This window comes from Cohnella cellulosilytica, assembly GCF_042431195.1.
Lineage (GTDB): Bacteria > Bacillota > Bacilli > Paenibacillales > Paenibacillaceae > Cohnella > Cohnella cellulosilytica.
Map to the genome: position 1 here is coordinate 165,474 of NZ_JBHMDN010000011.1, position 18,652 is coordinate 184,125.

General features: G+C 57.4%; 13 protein-coding genes. 10 read left to right on the top strand and 3 right to left on the bottom strand.

Annotated features, from left to right (window positions below; translation table 11 throughout):
• Window positions 1-101 precede the first annotated feature (101 nt).
• Window positions 102-395: a helix-turn-helix domain-containing protein gene (locus tag ACFFT4_RS08335; RefSeq protein WP_378046670.1), complete on the bottom strand. Its 294-nt coding sequence runs from the start codon at window positions 393-395 to the stop codon at window positions 102-104.
• Window positions 396-446: 51 nt separating this feature from the next.
• On the bottom strand, window positions 447-803 hold the full coding sequence (locus ACFFT4_RS08340; RefSeq protein WP_378046672.1) for a type II toxin-antitoxin system RelE/ParE family toxin: 357 nt from the start codon (window positions 801-803) through the stop codon (window positions 447-449).
• A gap of 211 nt (window positions 804-1,014) precedes the next feature.
• Between ACFFT4_RS08340 and ACFFT4_RS08345 the strand changes: the two genes are divergently transcribed.
• From ACFFT4_RS08345 to ACFFT4_RS08360, 4 genes are all read left to right on the top strand, one after another.
• Window positions 1,015-2,175, top strand: a complete 1,161-nt coding sequence (locus ACFFT4_RS08345; protein WP_378046674.1) for an ROK family protein — start codon at window positions 1,015-1,017, stop codon at window positions 2,173-2,175.
• Between the two features lie 322 nt (window positions 2,176-2,497).
• Entirely contained in the window at window positions 2,498-2,818 is a 321-nt protein-coding gene (locus ACFFT4_RS08350) for an ArsR/SmtB family transcription factor (protein WP_378046676.1), read from the top strand.
• 317 nt (window positions 2,819-3,135) lie between these two features.
• Complete coding sequence (locus ACFFT4_RS08355) at window positions 3,136-3,726, top strand: YjgB family protein (RefSeq protein WP_378046678.1); 591 nt, start codon at window positions 3,136-3,138, stop codon at window positions 3,724-3,726.
• 174 nt (window positions 3,727-3,900) lie between these two features.
• Window positions 3,901-7,257 (top strand): SNF2 helicase associated domain-containing protein, encoded by a 3,357-nt coding sequence (locus ACFFT4_RS08360; protein WP_378046679.1) that lies wholly within the window; start codon window positions 3,901-3,903, stop codon window positions 7,255-7,257.
• A gap of 290 nt (window positions 7,258-7,547) precedes the next feature.
• On the opposite strand, the gene ACFFT4_RS08365 is transcribed toward ACFFT4_RS08360, so the two are convergent.
• Window positions 7,548-13,298: a cadherin-like beta sandwich domain-containing protein gene (locus tag ACFFT4_RS08365; RefSeq protein WP_378046682.1), complete on the bottom strand. Its 5,751-nt coding sequence runs from the start codon at window positions 13,296-13,298 to the stop codon at window positions 7,548-7,550.
• A gap of 249 nt (window positions 13,299-13,547) precedes the next feature.
• Here ACFFT4_RS08365 and ACFFT4_RS08370 point away from each other — a divergent pair, with 249 nt between their 5' ends.
• The 6 genes from ACFFT4_RS08370 to chrA all read left to right on the top strand — a co-directional run bounded on the left by ACFFT4_RS08370 (window position 13,548) and on the right by chrA (window position 18,307).
• Window positions 13,548-14,495: an AraC family transcriptional regulator gene (locus ACFFT4_RS08370; protein ID WP_378046684.1), complete on the top strand. Its 948-nt coding sequence runs from the start codon at window positions 13,548-13,550 to the stop codon at window positions 14,493-14,495.
• Between the two features lie 120 nt (window positions 14,496-14,615).
• Window positions 14,616-15,389 (top strand): sugar phosphate isomerase/epimerase family protein, encoded by a 774-nt coding sequence (locus ACFFT4_RS08375; protein ID WP_378046686.1) that lies wholly within the window; start codon window positions 14,616-14,618, stop codon window positions 15,387-15,389.
• Window positions 15,382-16,356, top strand: a complete 975-nt coding sequence (locus ACFFT4_RS08380; RefSeq protein WP_378046687.1) for a Gfo/Idh/MocA family protein — start codon at window positions 15,382-15,384, stop codon at window positions 16,354-16,356. The genes ACFFT4_RS08375 and ACFFT4_RS08380 overlap by 8 nt, the downstream gene beginning before the upstream one ends.
• 366 nt (window positions 16,357-16,722) lie before the next feature.
• Window positions 16,723-17,172 (top strand): chromate efflux transcriptional regulator ChrS, encoded by a 450-nt coding sequence (gene chrS / locus ACFFT4_RS08385; RefSeq protein ID WP_378046688.1) that lies wholly within the window; start codon window positions 16,723-16,725, stop codon window positions 17,170-17,172.
• 2 nt (window positions 17,173-17,174) lie between these two features.
• On the top strand, window positions 17,175-17,765 hold the full coding sequence (chrB, locus tag ACFFT4_RS08390; RefSeq protein WP_378046690.1) for a chromate efflux transporter ChrB: 591 nt from the start codon (window positions 17,175-17,177) through the stop codon (window positions 17,763-17,765).
• Window positions 17,762-18,307, top strand: coding sequence for a chromate efflux transporter ChrA (chrA, locus tag ACFFT4_RS08395; protein ID WP_378046692.1), 546 nt, complete (start codon window positions 17,762-17,764; stop codon window positions 18,305-18,307). Before chrB ends, chrA begins: the two co-directional genes overlap by 4 nt.
• Window positions 18,308-18,652 lie beyond the last annotated feature (345 nt).

Consider the following 18,652-nt stretch of genomic DNA (forward strand, 5'->3'; position numbering starts at 1 on the left):
TTTAACGTTTTGGCGACAGAAATTGACCCGGCTGAATTCAAAATTCCAGTCCGCTTCCTGATTCGCTCCGTAATCAAAATTGGATTTTGGGAACAACCTCTTTAAACGTGTTGAAGGCTTTCTGCAGCCGCTTGTTCCCTTATGCTTTGGATATGCTGGAGCGCAAGCAAGATCTTCATCACAGTTTTGTATTCTGGGAGAACTTTGCCACTCTCTACTCGGGCAATGACAGGCTGCGAAAGACCCGTGATTTCTGCGAGTTGGACCTGGGTAATGCCCAGTTGTTTTCGCAGTACCACGCATCCGTTAACCGCCTTGGCGGTCTCTTCAATAGCTTGCTTTTCAATATCGCTCATAAAGTTCAGACTTTTTTTGAATTCTTCCCAGTTGGACATTATGCTGTCACCTCGATTGTTTTTAACGGAGATCAAATATCCTCTCAACCCTTACTTTCCATAGCGCCGTATCCAATCTTTCATTCGCCGAATCGCTTTTTTTATTTCTTCGGGGGATGTCTTGCCGGACTTCTTTCGGAATTCGGACAAGAGGAGTAGCTTGTTCCGCCAAATGATATAAGGAATTCTGTGCCATTCTGCGCTGTTGCTTGGCCGAAGTTCAAACATTCCCTTCGTAAGGGGGCGACTATATGGCATTCCTTCAAACGCAAGACTGACACAATAGTAAAAGTTCTTTACTAATTCCTGTGCATCCCGATCACCGGCATTTGCTTTCTCAACCAAATCGTCTAACCACTCCTTAACATCCGAGTTCCCCCTTTCTGTATAATAAAACTCAAAGTCCATTTTTCCAGCAATCCCCTTCTCTATTCATTATGCCTTTTGAGTTATATTTTATGCCTTGGAAGTTATATTGTCAATAATAACCAACCGGGATGGCCTCGATATTTGCGAGCATTAAATAGCCCCTACTATCGACAGGACAATGAGGATATAATTATGGATGGCTTAATGTATTTTAAAAAATTATTCATATTCAAGGAGCTTCTGCCCCGCCATGACGACACCTACGGGCGATCAAGCGCTCATTAAACGAATCAATACGGCCATCGTGCTGGAATGTATATTGCGGGGAGCCCCGCTGTACCGTGCGCAAATCTCCGAGCAGACCGGGCTCAACAAGGCGACCGTCTCCAGCCTGGTGCAGGATCTGATCGACGGCTCGCTCGTGCGGGAGATCGGAACGGGCCAATCGAGCGGCGGGCGCAAGCCGGTCATGCTCGAATTCGTCGCCGCGGCCGGCTACGCCATTGGCATCGATCTCGGCGTCAACTATATTCGCGGCGCGCTCGTCGATATGCGCGGCGCCATCGTTGTCGAGAAAACGTCCGTTCTTCGGAATTCCGAGCCCGGAGCGGTATTCGAGCAGTTGTGCGGCTGCGTCGAAGCGCTGATCGCCGAGGCTCCGGCCAGTCCTTACGGAATCGTCGGCATCGGGGTCGGCGTTCCCGGCCTGGTCGACGAGGACGGAACGATTCTGTTCGCCCCGAACCTGAAATGGCGGGACGTTCCGCTGCAGCGCCAGTTGTCCGAGCGCTTCGGCCTGCCTGTCACCATCGACAACGAAGCCAACGCGGGCGCGCTTGGCGAGCAAAAACACGGAGCCGGACGCAGCATCGCCAATCTGGTTTACGTCAGCGTCGGCATCGGAATCGGCACCGGACTGATTTTGAACAAATCGCTCTATAAGGGCGCAACGGGCTTTTCGGGAGAGATGGGACATCTGTCTATCGAAGCCCATGGCCAAAGCTGCACCTGCGGCAACCGGGGCTGCTGGGAGCTGTATGCCTCGGAGCAGGCGCTGCTGAAGCAGGCTGCGCCGCTCGGCTTCGACGACTTGGAGCAATTGCTGGCCGCGGCCAGGTCGGGGAGACAAGACGTTCAGGAGCTGTTCGCCGGCATCGGCGAGTATTTGGGCATCGGAATTGCCAACATCGTCAACATCTTCAACCCCGACGCCGTCATCATCGGCAACCGCATCAGTCAGGCCCGTCCCTGGCTGGAGGACGCCCTGCGCCGAACCGTCGTGCAGCGGGCGCTTGGCTTCCATCTGCGCAAAGCGCAATTCCTGTTCGCCGAGCTCGGAGAGCGCTCTGCCATAATGGGTGCCGCCGAAATGGCCATCTCCGGCTTCTTTAACCGCATTAAATCCGCTTGATGCCGCTGCCGACTGAGGACGTCGCGGCAGCGGCGCGCATTCGGGCGGCGCATGTTCGGCAAGAAGCAAGAAGCCGCCCTGGCCTTCCGTCCGCCATTGGCACGCCACACGGCTCTATCTCCACCCGATCGCCCTTCTCCCTCGCCATTAGCACGCCACACAGCCCTATTTTCTCGCATCCCTCCATCCCCCTCCGGACACATTTGAGATGTCTCTCAACCCTTTATCTCATTAGTCTTTTATGATATAAATTAATATATCATTATGTGCGAATCTATCGCTTGCATCATAGAGTTCTGGCGAACAAAAGGAGTTGGGGAATATGAGCGATCGGTTGGGAGAAATGGCGGAACTGCTGAAGCTTCTGGGGGATCGTACGAGGTTGGCTATTTTGGGCTTGCTGCAGGAAAAAGACCTGTGCGTTTCGGACATCGTAGAATTGCTGGGCACGAGCCAGCCCAACGCGAGCCAGCATCTCCGCAAGCTCCGGACAGCCGGACTCATCAGCGAGGAGAAACGCGGTCAGTGGGTCTACTATACGTTGAACCTGAGCGATTTTCCCGACCTGCGCATCTTTCTTTCCCAACTGCCCGGACGCAAAGAACGGCTCCGCTCTCTGGCCGATCTGGCGGAACGGGCTTAACCGTCTCTCCGAAATGCCTTTTGGGCTTCCTATCCTCTTCTGAATAGAGAACGCGGATTTTTCTCGCATTGGCCTGTCAGCTCCCTTAGAGCGGCGGGCTTTTTCGTATTTCTGCAACTGCGGCTATGCGACTGTGCGCGTGCCGTTATCGGCAGCCGAAAGATGAACGAACGCCCAGCGCTGCAGCCATTGGCAGCCCGCTCCAAAGATGGGCCTGGTTTTAAGAGACGCTGTCAACTTTGCAACTTTTATATTCGAAAACCCGTTTTATGTACGTATGCATGCTTTTACTCAGACATCACGGGAGGACATCCATTATGAAGCATCTCAAGAAGTCGACAGGCGCCGCGCTCTTATCGGCAGCGGTAGCATTAGGGATCATCGGAGCTTCAGATCATTCGTTCTCGCCCCAAACCGCATCCGCGGCCGCTGCTGTCAAAGACGATCAGGCCCAGGCTCAAGCTCAAGCCCTGCAAACCTTGAATAGCTTTTATAAACCGGCGCTTAAGGGCCAATTTCCCGGAGCAATGGCCGGTCTGACCGTCGGCGTCAGCACGCGCCAGGAGGTGCGGAAGCAAATCGGCGACCCCGAACTTCCCGGCCAGGATTCCGACGCCTTCGATATTTACCATGCGGAAATGGGACACCCGGGCTATGCCGTCAGCTATAAGCTGAACAAAATACGCGAGCTCCGTTATTTCGGCACGAACGTGGAGCGCCAAACAAATATCGGAGGAATCACCCTGAAAATGCTCATGCATAATTGGGGGGCTCCTGCTGCCACGAAAACGATAAAAAACGGCAAGCTCGTCCAGAAAAAAGTCGTCTATAACCGCGGAGATTACGTGTTATCCTTTATTTTCAACGATAATACCCATCTGGATCACATCAATTTGACCGCGAAATAAGCAGTTACGGCGTTTTCCCGCAGCTCGGTCCGGGAAGGGGCAGGCATAACGCCTGCCTCTTTTTTGCCCCCATGGAACCCCCTCCCGAACGCAACGCCGTGCCGATCTAAGTTCGTCGCCCCCGACGATTTCTGGTATCATGGGGACAACAAGATCAAATCAGGAGTCCAGCTTATGAGCTTCCAATTGACGAAACGAACGATCAAAACGATATGCGGCGCCTATTCCTACGAACGGGGAGAAGCCGACTGCCGCGCGGGCAAAGTGACGATCGCCGAATACGATCCGGAGCTTCGCATCTGCTCGGCGACGGTTAAAGGCACGCACTCGCTATTTCGCGTCGATATTCGCGCCGACGACAACGGGGACATCCGCACCGATTGCGAATGCCTCAGCCTTAACCTGTCCGCCAGCCAAAGCTGCCGCCATATCGCCGCCACGCTGCTGAGCCTGTACGAGCTTCAACAATCGGGACCGTCCGCCGCAGCCGCCAAGCCGTCCAGGAGCATTGCGCAATCCGCAGCTCGCCCCAATCGCTTGAGCCAGTCGGGCCGGCCCGGCTCCTCAAACGGTACGGCAGCTTCCAGCGCCTCTACGGATGCCGCGCTAACGAACGTTATGCTCGATTTGTTCGCCCCCAAGCCCGTACGCCCCAGCCGCGCGTCGACGATCTACGATCCGCGCGAGCCGCTTGGCGTGGAATTCATCGTCAGCTTGTTCCATTACGGGTTTCGCAAAAATATGTTCTCCATCGAGCTGAAAATCGGCTCCAAACGCACTTACGTCGTCCCGAAGCTTCGGGATTTTCTGGAACGTGTCGCCCTGCGCGAACGGTACGAATGCTCCAGATATTTTACGTACGATCCGGAGCTGCACTGTTTTCACGAGACGAACGACGCCATCATTCGCCAGCTGATCGAACTCCAACGCAACGAGAAAATGTACCGCGACTCCTCGGGAGGTTACGCCGCTCACGCGACTCCGGTCGGCGGAGAACGCGCGCTGCTGATCCCGCCGACCGTGTGGGAGGAGCTCGCTCCCCTGCTGACCCAGGCGGCATCCGTAAGACTCGAATACGAAGGCTTCTCTTACGAAGGCCTCCGCTTCTCCGACATGCCGATGCCGCTGCTGTTCGAGCTTGAACGGAACGACGGCGCCTCCGGGACTGAGCCGGCGGGATATCGCCTCAACGTTCAAGGACTCGATCGCCTTATCGTACTGGAACCGTACGGTCTTGTCCTTGCCGACGGCGCGCTGCTCAAGCTGAAGCCCGAGCCGTGCAGACGACTTTTCGAGCTGCAAAAAATGCTGACCAACGCGCGAGACGCCCGCACCATCCGGGTCTCGTCCGAGCAAATGGCCCCGTTTATGGAGAAAGTCGTGCCCGGCTTGATGGGCCTCGGCAGCGTCTGTCTCTCTCCGGCCGTCTCCGAGCAGGTCATTCAGGCGCCCCTGAAGGCGAAGCTGTATTTGGACCGCATACGAGACCGGCTGCTGGCCGGACTCGAATTCCATTACGGCGACATCGTCATCAATCCGCTGGAAAACGGCGGTTCGGGACGCGGCATCAACCGTATTCTCCTGCGCGAGAGCGATAAGGAGGCGCGAATTCTCGATCTGATGGAGCAGGCGAACTTCATGAAAACGGAGAGCGGCTACTTCATGGAGGACGAGGAGGGGCAGTACGATTTTCTGTACCATATCATTCCGCAGCTTGAGAAGCTGCTGAAAGTATACGCGACCACGGCGATCAAAATCAGGCTTCACGTCGGGCACGCCCCGCCAAGAATCCGCGTCGATGTAGACGAGCGGACCAATTGGCTGGAGTGCAAATTCGAGCTGGACGGCGTGCCGGAGACGGAAATTCGCAATCTGATCCTGTCGCTGAGCGACAAGAGGAGATACTACAAGCTTCCGAACGGGGCGCTGATGCCGCTGGAGACGCCCGACTACGAGGCGATCAACCGTTTTATCGCCGTGATGAAGGTAGACAAGGGCAGTCTGACCGGCGCGGAGTTCCAGCTTCCCGCCGTACGCGGGCTGCACCTGATCGACGGGGATAACCGCGATCCCGTTCTGAAGCTGGGCAAGTCGCTGCGCAGTCTGCTGGACAATATGCGCAATCCGGACAGTCTTGATTTCCCTGTTCCGGATTCCCTTGCCCCCATTATGCGAGACTACCAGAAATTCGGCTACCAATGGCTCAGAACGCTGGCTCATTACCGGTTTGGCGGCATTTTGGCGGACGATATGGGATTGGGCAAAACGCTGCAAAGCATCGCCTATCTCGTCTCCGCTCTTCCCGAGATCCGCAGCCTCGGGCAGTCGGCTATCATTGTCTGTCCCGCTTCTCTCAGCTACAACTGGCTGAACGAGCTGCGCAAGTTCGCCCCCGAGATTCGCGCGGTCGTCGCCGACGGCGACAAAACCGAGCGTGGGCGCATTTTGGCGCAGCTCTCCCGGATAGACGTGCTGATCACCTCGTATCCTTTGCTTCGCAAGGATGTCGAGGCGTATGCCCAGGCTTATTTTCACGCGTTGATTCTCGACGAGGCGCAAGCGGTCAAAAACTACGCGACCCAGACGGCCCAATCCGTCAAAGCTTTGCAGGCCCGTTATCGATTCGCTTTGACGGGTACGCCGATCGAAAATTCCCTAGAGGAGCTGTGGTCGATCTGCGATGTCGTGTTTCCGGAGCTGTTCCAGGATCGCCGAACCTTCTCGGAGCTTACGCGGGAAGCCGTCGCCAAGCGCATCCGGCCGTTTCTGCTGCGCCGCCTGAAGACCGACGTGCTCGCGGAGCTGCCCGAGAAAATCGAATCGGTGCAATCCTCCGTCCTGCTGCCCGAGCAGAAAAAGCTGTACTTGAGCTACCTCGCCAAGCTGCGCAAGGAGACGCTGAAGCATCTCGACGAAGAGGGCTTCGGACGCAGCCGAATTAAGATTTTGGCCGGGCTGACCCGGCTTCGCCAGCTCTGCTGCCATCCCGGCTTGTTCGTCGAAGGCTACGAGGGCGGTTCGGCCAAGTTCGATCAACTGCTGGAGCTGATCGAAGAATGCCGCGGGGCGGGCAAGCGGATGCTCGTCTTCTCGCAGTTTACGGAAATGCTGGGCATGATCTCCCGGGAGCTTGCCTATCAGGGCGTATCGTTTTTCTACCTGGACGGGCAGACCCCTTCATCGGAGCGCGTGGACCTGTGCAGCAGGTTTAACGATGGCGAGCGCGAGCTGTTCCTGATCTCGCTGAAGGCCGGCGGAACCGGACTGAATCTGACCGGCGCCGACACGGTCATCCTCTATGACCTGTGGTGGAACCCGGCGGTCGAGCAGCAAGCGGCGGACCGGGCGCATCGCATGGGGCAGAAGAACGTCGTCCAGGTGCTGCGCCTGATCGCCCAAGACACGGTGGAAGAGAAGATGTACGCGCTCCAGCAGCGCAAAAAACATCTGATCGACGAAGTCATCGAACCGGGCCAGGAAGCCCTGTCCTCGATCAGCGAGGAAGAGATCCGGGAGCTGTTGATGATCTGATCGGAGGCGAGACGGGCGGGGGGGCGCTACTGCGCTATTAGTGTCGCGGACATTCGGGTACGGACCCATATCGTGCCTCGCGCAGCGGGCTTATCCCCCTCCCTCAGGCTCGATCGGGCTTTCAATAGAACCGCGCGGCGGGCCTAACCCTCTCACGGGGGGCCCGATCCGGGCCAATAAAGCCGCAACGACAATAAGCCGCAGCCTGCTCTTCGCACTGGAAGAGGAAGCTGCGGCTTATTAGACGAGCGGGTAATGTGCAGGCGCAACCGTTATTGCGCCTAGCTCCTTCAATTGATAGTCCGGGAAAGTTTCAAGAGAACGACGATCGCTTCCGCGCGCGAGGCGGTAGCCATAGGCGCGTATCGGTTGCCGCCTCTTCCTTGCACGATTCCTTGCTCGGCGATCGACCTGATCGCGCCCTTGGACCATGCCGGGATTTCCGCATCGTCTGCGAAGGTTGTCGATCCATTGGTTTCCGGCTTCGCATGCTGCGCGTTGGACAGCATAACCGCCATCTCGGCACGCGTAATGAGCGCGTTGGGGCGGAAAGCGCCGTTGGAATAGCCGCTGATAATTCCCGCTTTCACCGCCAGGGCGATTTCATTCTTCGCCCAGCCGCCGATAGCCGAATTGTCGCTGAAACGCAATTCCGTTCCTTCTCCCCGAATCCCGAGCGCCTTGACCAGCATGACCGCGAATTCCGCTCTTGTGATCGGAGCATTCGGGCGGAACGTACCGTCCGAATAACCGGAGGCGATTCCTGCAGCCGATGCCTGCACGATGGCTGACGCAGCCCAATGTCCCTCTACATCGTTAAACCGCCGAGACGTCGCCTCATTATCCGAATCCACGCGGACAGGCAGCACCGCGTACTTGGCCCAACGATCGATCTCGACTGAGAGGCTGCTGCCTTCGACGACACCTCCGAGCTCTACCCAATCCTTCTCTTCCTCGTCGTAATAGAAAACGGCCGGCCTCTGGCTGCTGCTTAACAATGCGGGATTAAAGCTTAGCCGGAGCAAAAGTTTCTTCGTAAAATTTCCCGACGATTTGGGAATCAGCTCGTACACCGGACCGATTATTGTCTTGCCGTTAGCCTGCAGTCCCGATACGTCGGTAATTTTTTTCACCTGCACGATCATATCCCGCTCCGTTGATCCGTCCGGAACAACCAGGCTTATTTCTCCTGCGCGGCTGAAGGTTCCCGATTGCCCTGCTTTGATGATGATTTCGTCGTCGGCTGTCGGCGCATTATCCGCAGGACCGTCGTTATTCCCGCCGCCGCTCCCTCCATTGCCTCCGCTGCTCCCCCCGCCGCCATTGCCGCCGCCCGACGACGGGTTTGCGGCTATGGTCACCGTCACCGTATAGTCCTTCGTACTGCCGTCCTGCGCAGTTACGGTATAGATTACCGGAGACGTAAAATTGTTCGCCGTCGTTCCGCTCGCTTGAGTCTCGGTCCCAACCGCGACCGACGCTCCCGTACTCCCGAACGTCGCCACCAAACCCCTCACGTTCGTTCCGTAAGGCACGGTCGCCGCGATGTTCGTGCCGCTGATCACGCCCGTCACCGGAGGCGTCAATCCGGCGAAACCAAACGACGTCATATCCTTCGACGTACTCGCCGCCACGCTCACCGTCACCGTGTAGTCCTTCGTACTGCCGTCCTGCGCAGTCACCGTATAGGTTACCGGAAACGTAAAGTCGTTCGCCGTCGTTCCGCTCACTTGAGTGTCGGTCCCAACCGCGACCGACGCTCCCGTACTCTCGAACGTCGCCACCAATTCCCCGACATCCGTTCCGTAAGGCACGGTCGCCGCGATGTCCGTTCCGGTGATCGCGCCCGTCACCGGAGGCGTCAATCCTTCAAAGCCGAACGACGTCATGTCCTTCGACGTACTCGCCGCCACAACGACCGTCACCGTATACACTTGATTTGCCGTGCCATTTTCCGCCGTGACCTTATAAGAGACGGCGGAGCTGAAATCGTTGGGCGTCGCTCCGCTGGTCTGCTCTGCGCCTTCGACGGTTACCGCAGACCCGGGCGAGCTCGCGAAGGTCGCCACCAATTCCCCGACGTTCGTCCCGTAAGGCACGGTCAACGAAATATTCGTGCCGCTGATCGTGCCCGTCACCGCGGGAGACAGCCCTTCGAAGCTGAACGCCGTCAAGTCGCTCGCCGTGCTGGCGCTGCGTGTCACCGTAATCGTATAAGTTCTCGACGTAACCCCGTCTTGTGCCAGCACGTAAATTTGAATCGTGTTGGAGCCGGCGTTCAAATGCAGAGCCGGGCTGTCCGTTCCGCTCGAGACGGCTACCGGATCGCCTCCGTTGACAGTCGCTGTAATCGTCGCGCCCGAATTCGAAGCCGTCGGCCTGACGGTTACGTTGAAGAAGCTGCTGGCTGCCGTTGACGTATACGCAGTGCGACTGCTGAGGAAGCCGGGACTGAGCGATCCGGAAGACAGCGTGAGCCCGCTTAACGTGGCAACCGTGCTCGCCGCCCTCGTTACGGAGATGGCATAGTTCTTTCCCGTCCCGTCCTGCGCCGTTACCGTAATCTCGATCGTATTCACGCCGACATTCAGGGCAAGCGCGGAGCTGTTCTGACCGCTCGTCACGGGGATGGACGTTCCGTCGTTAACCCGGACGGCCAGCGTCGCGTTCGTGTCCGCCGCTGTCGGCCGCACGGTAATGGTAGAAGTCGTGTTGGATACCCCGGCGGCGGTATAAGCGATCGTAGCCGCATTAAATGTCGGACTGAGCGCCCCGCCCGTCGTCGTTAACGCGCTCAAATTGGCGTTCGAGCTGCCGGACGCCCGGCTCACCGTCAACGTATAGCTTCTCGTGTTCGAGCCGTCCTGGGAGGTAACCTCTATTGCGATGATCGTGCTCGCGCCCGCGGCAAGTCCGATATTTCCGCTGGCCTGGCCGCTGTCGACCCCCGTGCCGTTCACTGTAAGCGTCGCCCCGACGTTCGCGGCGTAAGGAGCAACGGTCAAAGCCGACGTCGCATAGGGAACGCTGACCGTATAATTTGTCGTTGCCTCCGCGAACGCCGGGCTAAGCGTGCCCGCCGACAGCGTTATACCGCTTAAGCCGGCTCCGGAAGGATCGGAGCGGACAACGTTGAGCGCGTATTCGCGGCCGACATCTCCGTTAGCTCCCGTCACGGTTACGGTAATCGGATTATTGCCGACGGACAGATTGGAGCCTCCGCTTACGGCAACGACCGCGGCAGGATCGATTGCCGTTCCCGATACGGTTACGCTTTGCACGTCGTGCGCGACCGCAACCGCAGAGGAACGCGTCAGATTATCCGGCGCGGGAGCGCTGACGGCGCCTCCCGTATTGCCTGTAACGGTCAAATCCGTCAGCCACAGCGGCAGCGGAGCGCCGCGTAAATAAGGCGTCGTTGCCGGCGCAATGCTCCACGTGCCGCTGAAATCCCAGCCACCGAAGCTGGAGCCGATTTTCATCTGGGCGGTCGTATATCCCGTCAGCCCGGTGACGGCCCCGGAGCCGACGGCCGCGCTTTGTCCGGTCGTCTCCGTATTCCAGTAGCCTCTCGTGAAGGTCGAGCTCGCGCGGGTGCCGACCAGGCCGCCGACCGCGCTGCTTCCTTGCACCTTGCCCGCGGCATAGACGTTCGTGTAGGTTCCCTGGCTGCTTCTTCCGATCAAGCCGCCGGCCGAAGCCAGATTCGCCTTGACGTCCCCGATCGCAAAGCTGTTCGATATCGTGCCGCCGATATCTTCTCCGACCAATCCGCCGACTTTGTTCGCGCCTTGCGCACTGCCTTCCGCGTAGCTCGTTTCAATGCCGGAATAGCCCTGTCCGACCAATCCGCCCACGGCGTCCCCGCTGCCGACCACCTCTGCCGTGGAGCTGCTGGCCTTTATCGTGCCGCTGTGCAGGCTGCCGACGAGGCCTCCCACGTTGTTCCGCCCTTTAACCGACCCCGAAGTCCGCACCTTCGAAACCGTGTTGGAATTGTGCAGACCTGCGAGTATTCCGACACTGTCCTTGCCGATTACGGAAGCCTGAACGATGTCCAGGTTGGATACGCTGCCGATATAGATATATTGGAACAAGCCGACCACATCCTCATACGGCCGATCGATCTTTAAGCCCCTGATTGCGTGCCCGTTGCCGTCCAGCTTCCCTTCGAAATAAATCGGCTCCCAGCCGGCTCCGTCGTTGGCGGACGCATAGTCGGAAAGATCGATGTCCGCGATAAGACGGTAGGCTTTCTGATAATCATTGCGGATATCGTTGAACTGCTCGGCATTTTCGACGAGGTAAGGCGAAGCCTCCGTTCCGCTGCCCCCTGCAAAACGATTGCGATTAATCGTAATCGTATACGTCCGGGTCGTCCCGTCGGAAGCGGTCACCGTCACCGCAACGGCGTTATCCCCCATTTGCAGATTGCTGCCGCCCGTTACCGTGTACGTCGCATCGGGATGATTCGGAGCCGCCGTTATCGTCGCGTCGGTCGTTGTATTCGGAACATAAACGGTATAAGCGGACGTTCCCGCGCTGAATCCGGGAATTGTGATTCCGTCGATCCGCAAGTCCGCCAGACTTGCGTCGGAGGACAGATCGTTCGAGGTCAGCTTATGAATATTGATCGCATACGCTTGCGGGCTCCTTACCCCTTTGGGGTCGTTGAGCGATATCGTCGCCGTATGGGTGCCGGCTTCCAGGCCGTCCATTCCGGACACCTGCACGATTGCATCCGCGTTCGCCATGGACGGAACGGGGGTTAACGCGTATACGTCGCCCGTTACGCTCAGATCGTATTGATGAACGAAGGCGTGCCAAGCGGGCGCCACGTTCCCTGCCGTGCCCGCGTCGGGAATTACAGTCAGATCGGTCAGCCATAAGGGAGCGTTCTCCCGCAAGTAAGGATAGCTCTTCCCCTCGGCAATCGCCCACTTGCCGGCAAAATCCATGCCCCCAAAGCTCGCGGATTTGAACAGGTCGATGCTCGAAATTCCCGTTATGCTTCCTGCGCTAAAACCGAAAGCCGACCAATAGGCGTCGGAATTCCAGTACAACCGATCAAACGTCCAGTTGTAGGTGTATCCGGCGAATCCGCCCACGCTCGAGTCGCCCGTTACGGCGCCTATGGAATAGCTGTCGCTGAACTCCGATTCGTAGATATTGCCCGCGAATCCGCCGACTGCCGAATTTCCGCGCACCGTGCCAAGCGCGTAGCTGTCCCGGATGACGCTGCCATAAAAAACGCTCCCGACAAACCCGCCCACTTCGTTCTCGCCGACGACCTTGCCCGAGGCGTAGCTGCTTTCCACCGTCCCCGTCATTAGAAGACCGATGAGCCCGCCCGTATACGTTCCTTGTCCCTCGACATCGCCTTCCGCGTAGCTGTTCATGATGATGTTCCCGTTGGTTGAATTCGTGTCGGCTCCGATCAACCCGCCCACATGGGTGCCGGTTCCCTTGACGGCTGCGGATGAGCCGGAATTACGCACCTGCGAGTGCTGGATTTCGCCGACCAGGCCTCCGACAAAGGATTCGCCCTCCAGCTCCCCGGAGACATGCACGTCATCCGCGGTGCCCAGATACATGTAGCCGGCCAGAATCCCGGTCTGGCTGCCCCCGACGACATCGGCTCCCACGATGCTCAGATTGTCGATTTGCCCGCCGACATACTGGAACAATCCGACCCTGCCTTCATCTCCGCGCCGAATGACCAAGCCGGTAATCCAATGGCCGTCCCCGTCCAGTTGTCCGGAAAATGGGCCCTCGATCGGTTTCCAGCCCTTCCCTCCGTCCGCCGAAGCATAGGAGGATAAATCGATATTTTGCATGAGCTTGTAGGAAGCGCCGAGATTGTTGCGAATTTCGTTGAATTGATCGGCATTCTCGATCAAATACGGGTTGCCGGGCGAACCGTCGCCGTCGGCGAAGGCCGACACCGCCGCGACGGGATGCAGCGGGACGGCCGCCCACAGCACCAGTCCGATCAACTGAACGAGCCAAACGCGAGAGAGTCTCTGTACGGAAAACCACATTTCGATAAACCTCCATAATAAACTTGGTAGTAGATACGATAACCAGCCCAAGTAAAATGGAGGTAAAGTGCGATGAAAAACGACACAATTCCCGGTCTATAGTGGTTGCAAGACGGCCGCGGACGATCCGTCGCCGGCGGAATTCCTTCCTCCTTATCATAACTTTATTCGGGCAGCGCGATATTTTTTTCGACAAATCATGATAAAATCAAGCTGTATTCATTGTTTGGGAATCGAGGGGGATCGCTGTTGAAAGCCAAGGTCATACTCGTCGTCGACGACGACGCCGATCTTCAAAGCCGGGAGGAATCGTTCGTCATGTCGGTCAGCTCCAAAGCGTCTTTTTTTCGCGATCCGTTATTTCCGTTCCACATCGATCGGTATACGATCGGCCGGGGAGAATCTATCCCTTCGCACACTCACGAATTTATCGAGCTCGTCTATGTCCTTAAGGGACATGCCCGCCATGAAATGGCCGGCCACGGCTACGTGCTGAACAGCGGGGATATTTTCGTCCTTGAGCCGAATGTGTACCACAGCTATCATGGGGCGGAAGACGAAGACACCATCGTATACAACGTTCTGTTCGATTCGGATCTGCTGCGCAGAGAGCTTGAAGTGCTGCTGCAGATGACCCATTTCGTGCATTTCTTTTATTTTCTCCCGTTCCTCCGCAAGAACGCCTCCTTTGTTCCCCACCAGTCTCTGGACGAATCCCAGAAACGAAATATCGAAGGCCATCTGCAAGCCATTCTGGACGAATATCAGGAGCAAAGAGAAGGCTATCGGCTCGTCGTCAAAACGCGGTGGATCGAATGCCTGGTCTGGCTGAGCCGGTATTTGCAGCCGCAGGCGGCGCATTCCCCCGCGGTCTCCAACGATCGCGAGCGAATCGAGCCCGCCCGGCAGTTTATCGAACAGCACTACCATCAGAACATCGCCCTGGCGCAGATCAGCCGGCTTTGCGGAATGAGCGTGTCCTCCTTCACGGCCCAGTTCAAGGAAGCGGTCGGGAAGAGCTTTCTCGATTACAAGCAGGAGCTCCAAATCCGCCATGCCTGCGAGCTGTTGGCGGAGACGGATCGCAAAGTGCTGGATATTGCCTACGAGGCCGGATTTAACGATATCAGCTTTTTCAACAAAACCTTCCGCAAGCATATGGGCATATCGCCGAGAGAGTATCGCAGCCGCCGCTGAGCGCATGTCTCTTAAGCATGGGCGAATCAGATCGCCTTATTGATCTGTCAGATCATCCAAGTAAATCGGGATTCCGTTATGTACAATCCTCTTGTACCCATCAAGAAGGAGGATGACAAAATGGAAGCTGTCGGTACAACGCTCGTCCGGTCGGCGGGCTCCTTGGAGGAAGCGCTGGCCCTGGTCGGTAAAATGGGGTTTCATCTCGTCGAGCTCGGCATCCAGAGCTGGTGCGATCTGCGGCCGCAAAATCTCGTGAGCGACTATGAGCGGGAATCCGCGCGTCTTAAAGCTTTGCTGCGAAAATACGATCTGACGCCGGTAGCGTTTAACGCGGGGCTCGGCGACAACGGGCTGGAGGAAGCGGCCGCGATTGCCGCTCTTGCCTCCGAGCTGTCGGTTCGGGTGGTGACGATCAATCCCGGGTCGGCCGAGGCCGATTTCGAGCAGGAAGTCGAACGTCTGCGCAAGCTTGTCGGCATTTTCGCGGCCAGAGACGTCCAGGCGTCCCTGGAAACCCATATGTTCTCCATGACGGAGCAGCCCGAGGACGCCCTGAAGCTCGTGCGCGAGGTCGAAGGTCTCGGACTCACTCTGGATGTCTCCCATTATTATTGCAACGGCTCCGAAAATCGTACCGGTCCGCTCATGCCCTATGTGAGGCATGTGCATATACGAGACTGCGGAAGAACCTGGGAGCGAATTCAAATGCCCTACGGGGAAGGATTGCTCGAGCTTGAGCGCTGGAGGAACGGGCTCCGGGACGCCGGGTACGAGGGCCGCGTCGCGGTCGAGTATATCGATCTTCCGAACGTGGCCTTCTCCGTGGAAGAAGCATCCGTCCGCTGCAAAACGGCGATTGAATCCGTATGGGGAGGAGCGAATCATGATTAAGAGAAAAGCGGCCGTTATCGGCTGCGGCGGAGCGGGGAGCCAGCACGCCGGCGGATACGTCAAATTGCCGGGAGTCGAATTTGTGGGAGCGGCGGATATCGACCTGTCCAAGGCGGAAGCGTTAACGGCTCAAACGGGGGGACGCGCCTACGCGTCGTACGAGGAGCTGATCGCGGCCGAAAAGCCGGACTTCGTCTCCGTCTGCACGCGGGAGTACGATCACGAGCAGCCCGCCTTGTTCGCTCTTGAACACGGCTGCCATGTCCTGTCCGAGAAATTGATGGCGCACAGCCTGGATGCCGGACGCGCCATGCTCAATACGGCCCGCAAACACAACAGGCTGCTGGGCGTCAATTACAATTATCGGTTCATCGACAGCATCCGGCTGTTGAAGGAAAAGCTGGATTCGGGCGTCATCGGCGAGATCAAAACGGCGTCGTTCCAAGTCCACGCCTACTGCCATCATCACGCGCTCGATTTGATTCGCTATCTGTTCGGCGATATGGACGGTCTGAACGCCACGTTGACGGAAATCGATTCGGAGCGCCATTATCCGTGGAACCTGGCTCATGAGATGCTGTATATCCCGTCTTACAACGAAGCAACCGTCCTGCGCGCCGGCAAAACTCTGGTCACCTTGACGGCCAGTCACCGCTCCTTCGCGTTCCCGCTGATGGAAGTGGAAGTGACCGGCGCGAAAGGACGCATTCTGATCCGCGACATGAATGTCGATTCCATCAACGGCGAGATGAGAGTTCAACTCGAGAACCAGGACGAACGCTTCCTTCCGGGCCCCTTGACTCTCGAGCATACTTTTCACCGGTCCATCGACAACTGGGTGAAACGTCTGAACGGCTTGGAGACGGACAGCGCTTCCGGCGAAGACGGTCTGCAAGCGCTCCTTCTCGAATCCGCCATTGCCCGCTCCAATCGGGAACGAAGCGACGTCAATCTTCGGTCTGAATAAGCCATGCCCTTCCCCGCGCTCGTCACGCCATCCGGACGAGCGCGGCACTCCGCCCTCTCCTCTGCAAGAGCGATTTATCCCTTGATTCGTTCAACCACCTTCTGCGTAGATACGACCCGTCTGCTCCATCCCGCCGACGATTCCTCGACAGGCACCCGATCCGACGCGCCCGCTGCATAACCCATCGAAAGCCCCCCTCATTTATCATTTCGCAGCCATTTTACGCATTATATTGTTGTTAACGAGAGAAATTAGAGTTATATTATTACGTATCGAAAATAAAATCAATTATTATCTTCCCTTTAGAAGAATATCCGAACCTCTAACAGACGTCATTCGAGGATAGACAGGAAAGGCGGTATCCCCATGCCCATAGACGATATCGATCGGCAGATCATCAAGGCTCTGAACGCCAACGGGCGAATCTCCTACACCGATCTGGCCAAGGAAATCGGGTTGTCCCGCGTGGCGATCCAGACACGCATTAACGCTTTGATGGATGATGGCGTCATCGAGAGATTTACGGCCGTCATCAATCCGGAGAAAATCGGCATTCACGTATCGGCCTTCTTTAACGTGGAGGTAGAGCCTAGGAGCCTGCAGAGCGTGGCGGACGCCTTGGCCGGCGAGCCCGTCGTCACGAGCCTGTACCATATGACCGGCCCGAGCAAGCTGCATATGCACGCGTTATTCACGAACAATACGGAGATGGAGCAGTTTCTGAACGAGAAGCTGTATAAGCTCCCCGGCGTCGTCAGCGTCGATTGTCAGGTGCTGATTACCCGCTACAAAAGCCGCATGGGAATGAGGTTGTAAACGTGGAAGGACATTCCGGGAAAAAATACGCTCAGCTTGCGTGGGCGATGGGCAAAACGGGCATTCTGGGCTACGGAGGCGGCCCGTCCGTCATCCCGCTCATCCGGCACGAAGCCGTCGTCAAGTGCCGCTGGATGAACGACGACGAGTTCGGAGAGACGCTGGCGATCGCCAATGCGCTCCCGGGGCCGATCGCCACGAAGATGGCCGCTTATCTCGGCTACCGCGAGAAAGGCGTGCTCGGCGCCATCGTCGCCATTCTCGCCCACATTCTGCCTTCCTGCGTCGCGATGATCGCCCTGCTCTCTTTTGTAAACTTTCTAAGCCATTCCCCAGTCGTTCAAGGCATGATCGCCGCGGTTATGCCCGTGATCGCGGTCATGCTCGGCGTCATGGCTTACGAATTTGCCAAGAAAGCGTATCAGGGCCTCGGCAGAGGAATGGTAGTCGTCTTCTGCGCGATATCGTTCCTGCTGCTGCAGGTCGTGCCGATCCATCCCGCCATCGTCATCGCCCTGTTTTTGGCCTATGGGGCCGTACATTATCGCGTTCTGGACAAATTCAAGAAGAAGGCCAAGGGAGAGGCTTCATGAACCTGCAAGATTTGATCGACCTGTTCGTCGGCTTTTTCCTGTCCAACCTGCTCGGCTACGGAGGCGGTCCGGCTTCGATTCCGCTGATGTACCAGGAGATCGTGACGCATTATCATTGGACGAACGATACCGAATTCTCCAACTTGCTCGCTCTGGGCAACACGCTGCCCGGTCCGATCGCCACCAAGATCGCCGCCTTCGTCGGCTTCGACGTCGCCGGCGTCGGCGGCGCGCTCGTCGCGCTGGCCGCCACCGTCGTCCCCTCCGCCATCATGCTCATCGTGCTGCTCAGATTGATGGCGCGGTATCGCCACTCCTCCGTCGTCAAAGGCATGACGCTGCTCGTGCAGCCGGTCATCGCCGTCATGATGCTTCTGCTGACCTGGCAGATGGGTAGGACGTCGATTGCCGCCCTCGGCTGGTGGCAGGCGATTCCGATCGCCGTCATCGCGCTGTGGGCGATGGAGAAGCGCAAGATCCATCCCGCTCTCGTCATCCTGTGCGCATTCGCCTACGGCGGACTGGTCGTTCCCCACATTTAATCGCGGCCCCTCCTTCCCCGCTCTGGCGCCAGACCGCTAATGGGCTGATTTCGGCAGAATAGACGAAATAACGGTGCGCCAGACCGCTAATGGGCTGATTTCGGCAGAATCACCGGAATAACGGTGCGCCAGCCCGTTAACGGGCTGATTTCGGCAGAATCACCGGAATAACGGTGCGCCAGACCACTAATGGGCTCATATCGGCAGGATAGACGAAATAACGGTGCGCCAGACCGCTAATGCACTAGCCATGCGTAAAACCTGACATAAAAAAAGACAAGCTATATGTTACTAATTATGGTAATTGTTAATTGTTTTACCTGTCCATCCATAAAAAAATCTCCT